The sequence below is a fragment of the Pseudonocardia nigra genome (assembly GCF_019396355.1).
Taxonomy (GTDB): Bacteria; Actinomycetota; Actinomycetes; order Mycobacteriales; family Pseudonocardiaceae; genus Pseudonocardia; species Pseudonocardia nigra.
Genome location: NZ_JAHKRK010000223.1, coordinates 1 through 13,181, shown reverse-complemented (window position 1 = coordinate 13,181; position 13,181 = coordinate 1). Strand labels below are relative to the sequence as shown.

General features: G+C 75.1%; 14 protein-coding genes. 4 read left to right on the top strand and 10 right to left on the bottom strand.

Annotation, left to right across the window (positions count from 1 at the left end; translation table 11 throughout):
- Positions 1–215: hypothetical protein (locus KME75_RS34520; RefSeq protein ID WP_219419138.1), on the top strand; the 215-nt coding region annotated here is incomplete at its 5' end.
- On the opposite strand, the gene KME75_RS34515 is transcribed toward KME75_RS34520, so the two are convergent.
- Complete coding sequence (locus tag KME75_RS34515) at positions 203–850, bottom strand: pyridoxamine 5'-phosphate oxidase family protein (RefSeq protein WP_308283346.1); 648 nt, start codon at positions 848–850, stop codon at positions 203–205. The genes KME75_RS34520 and KME75_RS34515 overlap by 13 nt on opposite strands.
- 69 nt (positions 851–919) lie before the next feature.
- Here KME75_RS34515 and KME75_RS34510 point away from each other — a divergent pair, with 69 nt between their 5' ends.
- The gene (locus KME75_RS34510; protein ID WP_219419137.1) at positions 920–1,363 is read left to right on the top strand and encodes an SRPBCC family protein; all 444 of its coding nucleotides are present in this window, start codon (positions 920–922) and stop codon (positions 1,361–1,363) included.
- An 8-nt stretch (positions 1,364–1,371) separates the two neighbouring features.
- Here the strand turns inward: KME75_RS34510 and KME75_RS34505 are convergent, their stop codons facing one another.
- Both KME75_RS34505 and KME75_RS34500 read right to left on the bottom strand, forming a co-directional pair.
- Entirely contained in the window at positions 1,372–1,755 is a 384-nt protein-coding gene (locus KME75_RS34505; protein ID WP_219419136.1) for a type II toxin-antitoxin system VapC family toxin, read from the bottom strand.
- A complete protein-coding gene (locus tag KME75_RS34500) occupies positions 1,752–2,018 on the bottom strand; it encodes a type II toxin-antitoxin system Phd/YefM family antitoxin (RefSeq protein ID WP_219419135.1) in 267 nt (88 codons plus the stop codon). The genes KME75_RS34505 and KME75_RS34500 overlap by 4 nt, the downstream gene beginning before the upstream one ends.
- Before the next feature lie 97 nt (positions 2,019–2,115).
- Between KME75_RS34500 and KME75_RS34495 the strand changes: the two genes are divergently transcribed.
- Positions 2,116–3,084: a carbohydrate kinase family protein gene (locus KME75_RS34495; protein WP_308283348.1), complete on the top strand. Its 969-nt coding sequence runs from the start codon at positions 2,116–2,118 to the stop codon at positions 3,082–3,084.
- Positions 3,085–3,111: 27 nt separating this feature from the next.
- Here the strand turns inward: KME75_RS34495 and KME75_RS34490 are convergent, their stop codons facing one another.
- The 3 genes from KME75_RS34490 to KME75_RS34480 form a co-directional block, all read right to left on the bottom strand.
- Positions 3,112–4,737 carry an ATP-binding cassette domain-containing protein gene (locus KME75_RS34490; protein WP_372452745.1) on the bottom strand — a complete coding sequence of 542 codons (1,626 nt, stop codon included), beginning with the start codon at positions 4,735–4,737 and terminating at the stop codon, positions 3,112–3,114.
- Positions 4,738–4,914: 177 nt separating this feature from the next.
- On the bottom strand, positions 4,915–5,805 hold the full coding sequence (locus tag KME75_RS34485; RefSeq protein ID WP_308283347.1) for a glycoside hydrolase family 16 protein: 891 nt from the start codon (positions 5,803–5,805) through the stop codon (positions 4,915–4,917).
- 192 nt (positions 5,806–5,997) lie between these two features.
- Positions 5,998–7,020 (bottom strand): PHP domain-containing protein, encoded by a 1,023-nt coding sequence (locus tag KME75_RS34480; protein ID WP_219419132.1) that lies wholly within the window; start codon positions 7,018–7,020, stop codon positions 5,998–6,000.
- A 211-nt stretch (positions 7,021–7,231) separates the two neighbouring features.
- Here KME75_RS34480 and KME75_RS34475 point away from each other — a divergent pair, with 211 nt between their 5' ends.
- Positions 7,232–7,624 (top strand): hypothetical protein, encoded by a 393-nt coding sequence (locus tag KME75_RS34475; protein WP_219419131.1) that lies wholly within the window; start codon positions 7,232–7,234, stop codon positions 7,622–7,624.
- Between the two features lie 267 nt (positions 7,625–7,891).
- On the opposite strand, the gene KME75_RS34470 is transcribed toward KME75_RS34475, so the two are convergent.
- The 4 genes from KME75_RS34470 to KME75_RS34455 all read right to left on the bottom strand — a co-directional run bounded on the left by KME75_RS34470 (position 7,892) and on the right by KME75_RS34455 (position 12,921).
- Complete coding sequence (locus KME75_RS34470; RefSeq protein ID WP_219419130.1) at positions 7,892–9,424, bottom strand: CYTH and CHAD domain-containing protein; 1,533 nt, start codon at positions 9,422–9,424, stop codon at positions 7,892–7,894.
- Positions 9,425–9,499: 75 nt separating this feature from the next.
- Positions 9,500–10,915 (bottom strand): AMP-binding protein, encoded by a 1,416-nt coding sequence (locus KME75_RS34465; protein WP_219419129.1) that lies wholly within the window; start codon positions 10,913–10,915, stop codon positions 9,500–9,502.
- Between the two features lie 83 nt (positions 10,916–10,998).
- Positions 10,999–11,958, bottom strand: coding sequence for an NAD(P)/FAD-dependent oxidoreductase (locus KME75_RS34460; RefSeq protein WP_219419128.1), 960 nt, complete (start codon positions 11,956–11,958; stop codon positions 10,999–11,001).
- 15 nt (positions 11,959–11,973) lie between these two features.
- Positions 11,974–12,921: an o-succinylbenzoate synthase gene (locus tag KME75_RS34455; protein WP_308283345.1), complete on the bottom strand. Its 948-nt coding sequence runs from the start codon at positions 12,919–12,921 to the stop codon at positions 11,974–11,976.
- Between the last annotated feature and the right edge of the window lie 260 nt (positions 12,922–13,181).

Sequence of the window (13,181 nt, the reverse complement as noted above, 5' to 3'; positions counted from 1 at the left end):
ACCTGAGGCGGGCGTGCCCATGCACGGGCCGACGTCCATGGGGACCCCGCTCGCCACTGCCGTCGCGGGCCGCGGCGCCCGGCCTGCGCGCGGCGGCGGCGGCCGTCGAACAGCGGGTGGAGGACCATCACGGTGGCACGATCATCGAAGCCGGCAAACAGCTCAGTGGCACGGCCGAGAGCGCACGCGGCTGGGCGCCCGGTCAGGACCGGTAGAGCCGCTCGGCGTAGGACGGCCCGTAGTAGGCCTCGAGCTCCTCGATCGGGTCGTCCGGGCGCTCCACCGCCTTCGAGATTCGCGCCTTGGCGGGCACCGCCTCGGGGTTCCACTCCTCGGGGTGCCACAGCTTCGAGCGCAGGAACGCCTTGGGGCAGTGGTAGAAGACCTCCTCCACCGCCACCTCCAGCGCCAGGATCGGCCGGTGCCCGTTGACGACCATCGCGTCGAAGTACTCGGCGTCGCGCACGAGCCGGGCGCGGCCGTTGACACGCAGGGTGTCGCCGCGGCCGGGCAGGAGAAACAGCAGCCCGACGTGCGGATTGGTGAGGATGTTGCGGTAGCCGTCGACCCGCCGGTTGCCGGGGCGCTCGGGCAGCGCGAGGGTGCGCTCGTCGAGGACGTGGGCGAACCCGGGCGGGTCACCCTTCGGGGAGACGTCGCAGCTGCCGTCGGCCGCGCTGGTGGCGACGAGGCACAGCGGCGAGTGCGCGATCCACTGCCGGTCGATCGGGTCGAGCGTGGGCCGGGCCTTCTCCGCCACGTACGGCAGGGGCGTGCCGACGACGGCTTCCAGCTCGGCGACGGTGGTGATCTCGGCGGTGGTGCCTGCGCTGATCTCGGTGGTGTCCACGTTTCCCGCAACCTACGGAGCGGGGTGGCGGGGAGGTCGGATTTCTGAGGCGGGTGCAGGATGGCGCGCATGGGACAGGTGACGGCACGGACGCAGGCCACGATCGGCGCCCCGGCGGAGCGCGTGACCGCGGCGCTGAGCGACTACGAGACGGTGCGGCCCGCGATCCTCACCGAGAACTACCGCGACTACCGCGTGGAGGCGGGCGGCCAGGGCGCGGGCAGCCGGGTGCACTGGACGCTGCAGGCCACGAAGAAGCGGGTGCGCGACCAGCTGATCGAGGTCGGTGTGCCCGCCGAGGGCCGGATCGTCGAGAAGGACGCCAACTCCAGCATGGTCACGACGTGGACGGTGACGCCGCAGGGCGCGGACACCAGCGTGGTCACGGTGGAGACGACGTGGAACGGCGCGGGCGGGATCGGCGGGTTCTTCGAACGGACGCTCGCGCCGAAGGGCCTCCAGCGCATCCACGACGGCGTGCTGGCCAACCTCAACGGGCGGCTGCGCGGCTGACCGCGATCTCAGTCGCCGGCCGGGAGGATCCGGACGTCGTACTTGCTGATCGCCCGGTCCGCCGTGACGAGCGTCAGGCCCTCGACGCGGGCCTGGGCGACGAGCATGCGGTCGAAAGGGTCCTTGTGGTGCAGCGGCAGTTCGCGCACTGCCACGGCGTGTCGGACCGTGAGCGGCAGTTCGGTGAAGCCGTGTCGGTCCATCTGTTCGGGCATGTCGTCCGGAGCATCGAGCTTGCCGAGAGCCCTCTTGATCTCGATCTCGCCGACGGTGACGGCGGAGATGTGCACATCGGTCTCAGGGCTGTCGATCGCTGCACGTGCAGCCGATCCGAGTCGCGGCATCTCCGCCATCCACCACAGGAGGACGTGGGTGTCCAGCAGAACTCTCACAGGCTGTCGTCCTCACTGGGGAAGATCGGCCCGTTGTACATGAGGTCGATGAGTTCCTCGTCCGTCTCATCGAAGTCGTCGGCGATCCAGACTTTCCCCTTCCACGCGCCGGGGACCCGCGGTGACCCCTGCCGCTGAGTGGGGACCAGCCGCGCCACCGGGCGCCCGTTGCGCGCGATCACAATCTCCTCGCCTGCCTCGACCCGCTCCAGGAGCCGCGACAGGTGGGTCTTCGCCTCGTAGACGTTCACCTGTTCCGCCATCGCACCAGCGTACTGGTCAAGCCTGACCAGGCCAAGCTGGTTCCCCTAGTATCGCCCGAGGTCTGCGGGCGCCGCCCGCCCTGCGGAAGGAACGGTCATCGGCACACCGAACAGCGCAGGCATCGTCGCCGTCGCGGGCGAGGCGCTCGTCGACCTGGTCCCCGCGCCCGTCGGCGACTACCTCGAGATCGCGCCCGGCGGGAGCCCCGCCAACGTCGCCGTCGCGCTGGCCCGGCTGGGCGTGCCCGCCCGGATGCTGGCCCGGATCGCCGACGACGTGCTCGGCCGCCGCCTGCGCGATCACCTGACCGTCAACGGCGTGGAGCTCGACCACGCCGTCGCGGCGACCGAACAGACCTCGCTCGCGATGGTGGCCGTCGGGCCCGACGGCGGCCCGACCTACGACTTCCGCATCGACGGCACCGCCGACTGGCAGTGGACGACCGGCGAGCTCGCCGGCGCCCTCGACGGGCCCGTCGTCGCGCTGCACTCCGGCTCGCTCGCGCTGACCACCCCGCCCGGGGCCGCGGTGCTCCGCGAGCTGATGACCCGCGCGGCGGCCACGGCGACGATCAGCTACGATCCGAACTGCCGTCCGCTGCTCATGGGCGACCCCGCCGACGTACTGGCCGGGGCGCACGAGCTGCTCGCCGTCGCGGACGTCGTGAAGGTCAGCTCGGAGGACCTCGACTGGCTCGTGCCCGGCTCGACGCCGGAGGCCGTCCTGGAGGACTGGCTCGGACGCGGGCCCGCGATCGTTGCCGTCACCCTCGGCGGCGACGGCGTGCTGGCCGGCACCTCTGCCGGGCTGCGGGCGCGCCGCCCCGGCGTCCCGATCGACGTCGTCGACACGGTCGGGGCGGGCGACACGTTCTCCGCCGCCCTGCTCGCCGGGCTGCACCGGCGTGACCTGCTCGGCGCGGCGAACCGGACCGCCCTCCGCGCGGTCGACGCCGGCACCCTCGACGCCCTCCTCGACGAGGCCGCGCTCGCTGCGTCGATCACCTGCTCGCGCCGCGGGGCGAACCCGCCCACCGCCGACGACCTGTCCGCCCGGCGCGGCTGACCCGGCCCAGTGTCGTGCCGCGCCGGCTCAGCCCGTGAGGCGCAGTCGGGGCCAGCCCGCGGTGTCGCGCAGCAGCTGCCGGTCGTGGGTGGCGACCACGACCGCGGCCGGGGTGGTCGCGAGCGCCGCGGTGAGCTCGTCGACCAGGGCGATCGACAAGTGGTTGGTCGGCTCGTCGAGCAGCACGACGTGCGGCCGGGCGGCGAGCAGGACGGCCAGGTCGAGCCTGCGCTGTTGGCCGATCGACAGCTCGGTCACCGGCCGGGCGGCGTCGCAGGAGGTGAGCAGGCCCAGCTGCCCGAGCGGCACCACCTCGGCCGCGGGGAGCTGCCCGGCGGTGACGAGCCGGGCCGTCGCCGCGTCGTAGACCTCCACCGCCCGCCGACGGGACGGCCGCGGCGACTCCTGCCGCAGCAGCCCAATCCGCGCCTTGCGCGCACGATGCACACCGCCCGCAGTCGCCTCCAGGCTGCCGTCGAGCACGGCCAGCAGCGTCGACTTGCCCGCGCCGTTCGGCCCGGCGACCACCAGGCGGTTCCCGGAGCACAGGGCGAGCGAACACGGGCCGGCGAGCCGACCGGTCACCGTCACGTCGTCGGCGCGCAGCAGCGTCACCCCCGGGATCGCCGGAAGCGTCGGCATCCGGAACTCCAGTGGCGGCACCGGGACGTCCACGACGTGCGCCTCGAGGTCCTCCTGCCGCCGGTGCACCGCCCGGACCAGTCCGGGCGCCCGCGCCGCGCGAGTGTGCTTGCCTGTGCCCTTGTCCGGCCGCCAGCCCGTCGACAGCCGGTTCTGCGCCGCGGAGAGGTCGTCGGCGAGCCGCTGCCGCTCCTCCTGCTGCGCGCGGTGACGGGCCTGCCAGCGCTCCCGTTCGGCGCACCGCCCCTCGCGGTAGCCGCGGTACCCGCCACCGTACGTCCGCGGGCGGCCGTCGCTGCTCGGGTCGAGGTCGAGCACCGATGTGACGACGTCGGCCAGCAGCGCCCGGTCGTGGCTGACCAGGACGACACCGCCCGGGTGGGCCCGCAGCCGCTCGGTGAGGTGCTCCAGACCGCCGGCGTCGAGGTGGTTGGTCGGCTCGTCGAGCAGGAGGAGGTCGTGGCCGGCGCCGAGCAGGCAGGCCAGCCGGATCCGGTGGCGCTGCCCGACCGACAGCGTGCGCAGCGGCCGGGAGCGGTCGTCGACCGCGCCGAGCGCGGCCAGCGAGAGGTCGACGCGCCGGTCGGCGTCCCAGGCGTCGAGGGCCTCGACGACGGCAAGCGCCGCGGCGTAGTCCGCGTCGGCACCGGGACGGCCTACCGTCAACGCGGCGGTCGCGGCCTCGAACGCGGCGAGCGCCGCCCGGACCTCGGCGAGCTCGACGTCGATGAGGTCGCCGACGCACCGGTCGCCGCCGGTCGGCATCTCCTGGTCGGCGACGCCGATCGAGCCGGCGCGGCGCACGGACCCCGTGTCGGGGCCGAGCCGACCGGACAGGACCTGCAGCAGTGTGGTCTTGCCGCGGCCGTTCTCGCCGACGACGCCGAGCCGGTCGCCCGCGGCGACGGTGAGGGCGACGCCCGTGAGGACCGGACGGCCGCCGCGGGCCAGGTGGACGTCGGTGGCGGTGAGATGGGCGCGCGAACGGGTGGGGGCGGTGGTGGACACGATTCCTCCGGGGCGCGGACTCCGGACGGAGATCCGCGGGTGCGACGGACGCGGACAGGCGAAACCGCGGCCCGGTTCGCCGAAGCGGGTGCCGTGGCCGCGGGGTCCGCGCCCTCAGAGGAAGTAGTGGTGCCGCACATGATCGACCGTAGCCGACGGGCGGCCCCACCTCGCGGGTTTTCAGCTGCCGCCCGGGTCGTCGAGCACGCGCGGGGCGCGCTCGGGGTAGTCCTTCGGCTGCCCCGTCGCCGGGTCACCGGGAGCCAGCGACAGCTCGGCGGGCTCGCTCTCCGGCAGTGCCCACTGGCCCGCCCAGTCCATGTGCATCGCGGTGCCGCCGCCCGCGTCGCCGAAGTAGTCGAGCTGCATGGTCATGTTCATCGGCCGGGGCGGGAACTTGTCGGTCTCGGTGGTCGAGTACCACTCCTCGCCGTCGACGAAGGCGGTGATCTTCTCGGGCGTCCACTCCAGCGCGTAGGCCGACCACTCGGTCGAGTCGTGCTGCACCGAGCCGTACGTCTGGTCGTTGTTCGGGCCGTAGTGCAGGAAGAAGCTCGTCTCCTGCCGGTCGTCGGAGAGGATCTCCATCCAGTCGATCTCGCCGCCCACCGGGAAGTCCTCCGCCACCGGCCAGAGCAGCAGCAGCGCGTTGATCCCGCCCTTGCCCTCGTCGGACCGCACACACGCCTCCCAGCGCCCGTACTTCTGCCCGGGGTGCCAGCTCATCGCGCCGGTGGTGCCGTCCTGGGTCGCCGTGATCGTCACGACGCCGTCCGCGACCGTGATGGCCTCCGGGGTGCGGATGCCGTTCTTCGCGTGGCCGGGTTCCGGCCCGTAGGGGTGCCAGTCCGGCGGCAGGCCGTCCTGGAAGTCCGAGCGCCGGTCGGGCTCACCCCAGTCGTACCGCTCGGACGCGGTCTCATCGCACTCCGAGGGGTCGGCCGTCGGGACCGGCGCCGCATGCGCCGGGAGCGCCGCCAGGGTGAGCAGCGCGAACGCCGTCACCGTCGCCACGACACCACGAGACAGACCGGACATCCGCACCACTGCCACCTCCCGCACCACCAGCACCAGCAACGGTCGGTCATTGCAGCGGCAGTGACGTCCTCCCGCGAGCGCGGCCACGCGACCGGGTGGTGCCCACCTGCCCGGTGACGGCGACCGGGAAACGGACGGTGACCGCCGTTCACCCTGGTCAGGGAGCATCGCGAGCGGTTCCACGGGGCGACGCTCACGCCGCGTGAATCGCCCGGACAGGCGGCCTCAGCGTGCGCGGGTGAGCAACTCCTGCACCGGCCAGGTGTTCAGCACCCGCTCGGGCGGCAGCCCGCAGGCCGCGGCGCGCACGCAGCCGTTGCCGAGCCAGTCGAGCTGGCCGGGCGCGTGCGCGTCGGTGTCGATCGTGAACACGCAACCCGCCTCGACCGCCAGCCGCAACAGCCGCTTCGGCGGGTCGAGCCGCTCGGGCCGCGAGTTCACCTCGACGGCCACGCCGTACTCGGCGCAGGCGGCGAACACCGCGTCGGCGTCGAACTGCGACTCCGGCCGCTTCCGCTTACCGGTGACCATCCGGCCCGTGCAGTGCCCGAGCACGTCGACGTGTGGGTTGGCGACGGCCGTGAGCATCCGCTCGGTCATCTCCGCGCGCGGCATCCTGAGCTTCGAATGCACCGACGCGACGACGACGTCGAGCTCGGCGAGCAGCTCCTCGTCCTGGTCGAGGCTGCCGTCCTCGTTGATGTCGACCTCGATGCCCGTGAGCACCCGGAAGCCGCCGTCGAGCTCGGCGTTGAGCTCGGCGATCTGCTCGAGCTGGGCGCGCAGGCGCGCCGCGGACAGCCCGTTGGCGACGGTGAGCCGCGGGGAGTGGTCGGTGATCACCAGGTAGCGGTGGCCCAGCTCGCGCGCCGTCTCCACCATCTCGCGCAGCGGCGACCCACCGTCCGAGGCGTCGGTGTGAGTGTGGCAGTCGCCGAGGATCGCGTTGTGCAGCTCCTCGGCGGCCTCGTCGAGCGGGCTGCCCTCCGTGGCCTCCAGCCTGCGCAGGTACACCGGCTCCTCACCGGCCAGCGACTCGGCCACGCAGCGCGCCGTCACCTCCCCCACGCCCTTGAGCCGCAGCAGCTCACCGGAGCGGGCCAGCGCCGCGAGCTCGTCAGGGTCCCGCCTGCGGAGCGCGGCCGCCGCCGTGCGGAACGCCCGCACCCGGTGGGTGGACTCGTGCGCGCGCTCCAGGAGGAAGGCGATCCGGCGCAGGTCGGCGACGGCGTCCCGGGGTTCGGTCACGCGGCGATCGTCGCACGGGACACCGACGTCCCCTACCGTGGCGAGGGGGGCGACATGCAGACCGACGACTACGCAGGTATCGCGCTTTGATCGGCCCGCCTGCCGTGGGGAAGGGCACCGGCTGCCCCCGTACGCGGCCGGCCCCGGCGCGCCGCCGGGGACGACGCCGGCCACGGCGCGCCACCTCGACGAGCTGCGGTCCTGGGCACAGGTGTTCCACGAGGAGGTCCGCAACGGCACGCGGCTCGTCTACGACCGCGAGCGGCTCGACCGGATCCGCGACGGCGGCGGCCTGCCCGTCGTCACGCTCGACGCCACGGCCGGACTCGACGCGTTCGAGCGCGTGGGCGGATCGGGGCTCGGCGTGCTGCTCCGGTGCTCCCGGGAGACGGCCGAGCGGCGGCTGCAGCGCGGCTCCAGCGCCGCCGACCGGGCCCGGCTGCGCGCGTGGGACCGCACGGCGAAACAGCTCGACCGCGTCGCAGGCCGCTTCCCGCTCGCCGTCGACACCGACCGGGTCGCGCCGCCCGCGGTCGCGCAGCTCGTGCACCTGGTGGTGCAGACGACGTCGTCCGCCCGGGATGGGTCGGCCACGAGCGGCTGACCCGCTGTCCCGCTGGCCGTCATCGCCGTGTCTATGCGCGTCGGGCGGGCGGTGCGCACCCCCACCGCCCGACTCGCACGCACTCACAGCCCGACTCGTACGCACTCACACGCCGACTCGCACGCACTCACACGCCGACTCGCGGACGCTGTCCCACCCGGTTTCCCGCGAGTCGGGCGATTCGTGCGCGCGAGTCGGGCGATTCGTGCGCGCGAGTCGGGCGATTCGTGCGCGCGAGTCGGGCGATTCGTGCGCGAGTCGGGGCGGTCAGCGCAGCCAGCGGCGGTTGCGGCGGGTCCAGGCCGCGGCCCACAGCCGGGGCAGCTCCTCCTCGATCCGCTCCGCGCGGGCGGTGTCGCGGCCGTGGAGCAGGCCGAAGCTGAACCCGTTCTCCCCGCCGGAGTGCGCCAGCGCGCCGAGCTCACGCAGAGCGTCCCGCGCCACCACGATGTCCTGGTGCTCGCCGAGCGCCTTCTGGAAGCCCTTCAGTTCCGAGGCGAACCGCTTCGCCTGCTTCCCCACGGCGGGGCGCGCCACCTCCACGGCGTAGCGCAGCCGCTTGCCGGCCTTGCGCGCGGAGTGCACGGCGACATCGCGCTCCGCCGCCGGACGGGTGGGGTCGATGGCGACCTCGACGGCCCGTTCCATCCGGCGCGCGGCGCGTGCGGCCAGCGCGGGCAGCTCCTTGCGGGCGGGACGGGCGGCGCGCTTGGTCAGCGGCGGCCGCTCCAGCAGGTCGTCGAGGGCGGTGCGCAGCCGCGCGTACGGCTCGCTGTCGAGCGTGGTGAGCACCGCGGCGCGCGCCTCGGCCTCGACGCGCGCGAAGTGCCGGGTGACCTGCGCCTGCACCGGGCCGAGCAGCACCCCGGGTCCCAGCCCGGCGAGCCCGGCCGCGATGCGCTCGTGCAGCACCTCGGCGTCGCGCGCCGGTGCCAGCGCGCGGCCCAGCTCCCGCAGGCCGTCCACCAGCGGGTCGGTTCGCTCGCGGTCGAGCAGCGGGCGGTAGGCCTGGAGCGCGCTGCGGATCCTGCGAGCGGCCACCCTCATCTGGTGCACGCCGTCGTCGCCCCCGCGGCGTACCCGTAGGTCCTCGGCCGCGAGCCGGTCGAGATGCGTGGCCAGGTACTCCACCAGCACCGCCCCGGCCGAGCCGCGCCGCCCCGCGGTGCGGCGCCGGGCGGGCGGCGCCGGGCGCAGCAACCGCTCCAGCTCGGCCTCGGCGGACGGGACGGCCGGGCACAGCCCGCTCTCGATGATCCGCTGCTCGACCTCTCGCAGCAGCGGCCCGTCGGCGCCCGCCGGATGCAGCTCCACCTCGGTCCAGGACTCCACCTCGGTGGCGGCGCCGAGCGTCGCGAGCGTCACGTGGTCGTGCACGACCTCCGCGACGAGCGCGTCGCCGTCGCCGTACAGCGCGGTGCCGGTCCGCACCCGGCGCACGCGGCCCGCCGGCCGCACCTCGCGGTCCCGCGCCGCCCCGCGCACCAGTTCCGCGAGCTCCGACGGCACCGGAGGCGGCACGGGCGCCTCGGACGCCAGCGGCACGCGCAGCCGCTCGTTCTCCCCGCCGTCGGGCAGGTCGAGCCGCCAGTACGCGGTCTCCTCGTCGCGGTGGACGGCGAGCGCGATGCCGGCCGCGGTCAGCCGGTGGTCGTCGGTGTCGTACCGCTCGACCTCGAGCACCCGCTGCGGCGCGATCTCCTCACGGTGGACGCCCGGCAGTGCGGCGAGGCGCGGCGAGCCTGCCCCCGCCGGCCCGCGGTAGGTGCGGCTCCCGGGTCGGGTCGTCGTGTCGGTCATCCGATCGAGTTGCCGGAACGGCCGCCCGTCAATCACGCGAGGATCAGCGCTGTCCGTTCGCTCCGCGAGCTCCGCTCAGCGCGGCAGGCGCGCCTTCACCACCTTGCCCATGTCGTTGCGCGGGAGGGAGTCGGTGAACCGCACCTCACGCGGGCGCTTGTGCGGCGCCAGCAGCGCGGCCACGTGGTCGATCAGCTCCCGCTCCCCCGGCGCGCTCCCGGCCGGGACGACGAAGGCGACCACGCGCTCGCCCAGGTCGTCGTCGGGCACGCCGATCACGGCGGCCTCGGCGACCCCGGCGTGCTCCAGCAGGGCGTTCTCGATCTCCCCCGCACCGATCTTGTAGCCACCGGACTTGATCAGGTCGGTGGCCTTCCGACCCACCAGCGCGAGTGCCCCGCTCGGCGTCCAGCGCCCGATGTCGCCGGTGGAGAACCAGCCGTCGGAGGTGTGGGCGGCCGCCGTGGCGTCGGGCCGGTTGAGGTAGCCGTCGAACAGGCCGGGCCCGCGCACCTCGACCGCGCCCAGCCCGTCGCCCTGCTCGCCCGGCAGCGGCGTCAGCCGCACCTCGGTGTCGCGCAGCGGCCTGCCGACGGTGCCCGGCTCGGGCTCGTCGCCGGCCCGCGCGGCGGTGAGGATGAGGGTCTCGGTGAGCCCGTAGCGCTCCCGGACGGCGAGCCCGGTGGCCTTGTGCAGGCGGGCGTGGTCGACGGCGGTCAGCGCGGCGGACCCGGAGACCAGCAGCCGGGCCCGCCCGATCGCGGCACCGGAGTCCGGGTCGGACTCGAGCTGGTCGGCGAGCCGGTGGTACTGCGTGGGCACGCCGAACACCATCGACGCCCCGGCCGCGGCGAGCGCGCGGGCGTCGAGCGTGCCCGGGTGGTGCAGTGTGCCGCCGCGGCGCAGCGGCCCGACGACGCCGAGCACCAGCCCGTGCACGTGGAACAGCGGCAGCGCGTGCGCCAGCAGGTCGTCGGCGGTCCATTCCCACGCCTCGGCGAGAGCGTCCACGTTGGACGCGAGTGCGCCGCGGGACAGCACGGCCCCCTTCGGCGGCCCCGTGGTGCCCGAGGTGTAGATGACCAGGCCCGGCGCGCTCGGCGGGGGCTCGTCGCGCGGCACCGCGCCGGTGCCGGCGATGTCGACGTCGACGCGCGGGAGCGCCGCGAGCGGGCCGGGCAGTTCGACACCGGGCGCAGCGAGCACGACCTCGGGCGCGGAGTCGCCGAGCACGTGCCCGAGCTCGCGCTCCCCCAGCTTGGGGTTCAGCGGAACCGCCGGGACGCCCGCCAGGAGCGCCGCGGTGACGCCCACCGCCGTGTGCAGCGTGGGGGTGGCGTGCACGGCCACCCGCTGCCTGCCCGCGAGCGCCGCGGCCAGCGCACCTGCGGCGCCCGCGAGCTCGGAGTAGGTCAGCGCGGTGTCGCCGAAGCGGAGCGCGACCCGGTCCGGCGGGTCGAGGAGCGCGGGCAGCAGTGGCGTCACGACCATGTGCGTCACCCTACTGACCCCGACCCCGCCACGCCCGCACTCCTCTGAGGAGTGGGCGGAGACGACACCCGGATGGCGGCCCCTCACGCCCCACCCGCCGCCCGAGCCCCGATCCGTTGGGCCACGGCCTGTCCGAGCAGGGTGCCGGACCGCCACGCCGTCTCGATCCGGGCGCTGCCCCACCCGTCGCCTGCCAGTGCGACGCCGTCGTCACCCAGGTGGAAGGGACGCTCCCGGTCGGCCAGGGGCGCGCCGTGCGGCCAGTAGCGCACGTGGGTCCACTGCGGCGGGGCGGTCAGCCCGAGCAGGTCGCGCACGGCGGCCAGGACGGGGACGGCCGCTCCCTCGGGATCGCGCCGGTGCGCCGCGGCGACCTCGCCCGTGCTGTGCGCGACCAGCACCGGGGCGTCGTCGCCGCGCCGGTCGCCGTCGTCGGCGACGAGCGAGAGCACCGGGTGGTCGTTGACGAACGCCGCCGGCAGCCGTTCCCACTCCCGCTCGGCCCACCCGGCCGCCACCGCGATCACCGGGCGCCACCGGCGTTCGGCCAGTTCCGCCGCAGCCGGGGCGTCCGGATCGAGCAGCCGCAGCGCCTGCGGGTCGGGCATCGCGAGCACGGCGACGTCGACGGGTTCGCCGTCCACCACCGGCCCCGGCCCGACGCGGTGCACCTCGTGCGACAGCTGCACCGGCAGGTCCGTGGCCAGCTCCTCGACGAGCGAGCGCAGCCCGCCGGGCGCCGCCCACCGCATCGGGCCGGGGGCGCGGTCGCGGGAGCCGCCTGCGAGCACCGCGAGCTCGTCCGTCCACGGCCGGGCCAGCCCCGCGGTCTCCCAGCGGGCCACGACCTCGGCGAACCCCGGGTCCCGCACGGTGAAGTACGCCGCGCCCAGGTCGACGGGGCGGCCGGCGACGTCGGCGGTCGCCATGCGGCCGCCGACCACGTCGGACCGTTCGAGAACCCGCACCGGCACGCCCGCCGCCGCCAGCTCCACCGCACACGCGAGGCCCGCCACCCCGGCGCCGACCACCACCACGGTCACGTTCGGACGCCCCGGTCAGCCCAGCAGCGCCGACACGCGGGCACGCCGTTCGTGCCACCACCGCGCCCGCTCGGGGTCGGCCGCGACCGCATTCCGCAGCACGGGTTCCGGCGCCCGGCGCGGTACGGGCAGCCAGCCGTCGCCCGGCACGAACGGGTCGGCGACCACGTCGGCCCCGAGCAGCGCGCCCGTGCCGAGCCCGCAGGCGAAGTCCAGCTCGGGGAGCGCCCCGGCGAGCGCCAGCTCCCCGGCGAGCCCGACGCTGGTCTGCAACGCCGACGACACCACGCACGGCAGCCCGCACGCCTCCGCCACCGCCAGCGCACGGCGCACCCCGCCCAGTGGGGCGCACTTGAGCACGGCGACGTCGGCGGCCCCGGCGACCGCCACCCGCAGCGGGTCCTCCGCGCGCCGGATCGACTCGTCGGCGGCGATCCGCACGTCGACCCGACGTCGCACCGCGGCGAGCTCGTCGACGCTCGCGCACGGCTGCTCGACGTACTGCAGGCCGCCCGCGGCGCGGTCGAGCTCGCGGATCGAGGCCACGGCCTCGTCGACCTCCCAGCGCGCGTTGGCGTCCACCCGCACGGCACCAGCCGGGCCGAGCGCGTCGCGGACCGCAGCGACCCGCTCGAGGTCGGCGCCCAGCGAACCGGGCGCGTCGGCGACCTTGACCTTCGCCGTGGCGCACCCGGAGGCGACGACGAGCTCGTGGGCGCGCTCCGGGCCGACCGCCGGGACGATGCAGTTCACCGGCACCCGGTCGCGCACCGGCTCCGGCCAGCCCTCCTGCGCCGCCTCGACCGCCGCGGCCAGCCACGGCACCGACTCGGTGTCGTCGTACTCGGTGAACGGGCAGAACTCGCCCCAGCCCGCCGGGCCGGGCAGCAGCAGCCCCTCCCGCACCGTGATCCCGCGGAACCGGGCGGTCATCGGGATGGCGTAGGCGGCGGTGTCGGGCACGCTCCGACCCTAGCTTGATCTTTAACCTGTGCGTTGCCGTCGTGCGGTGATGGTGCGGTCCCGTTTGACGGTCTTGCCGACGTCGTAGCTGGTCGGGGTGTGTCGGTTGCGGGAGCCGGGTGGGCGCCCGGGGCCGGGTCGGGTGGGTTTGGGTGCCCTGGCGGGGAGCGGGGTTGTCGGGCGGATGTTCCGAAAGCTGCGGCGGACCCTGGCCGGGGTGAGTCGGCCTGGGGCAGCGGGTCGTTCCCAGGGGCGGCGCA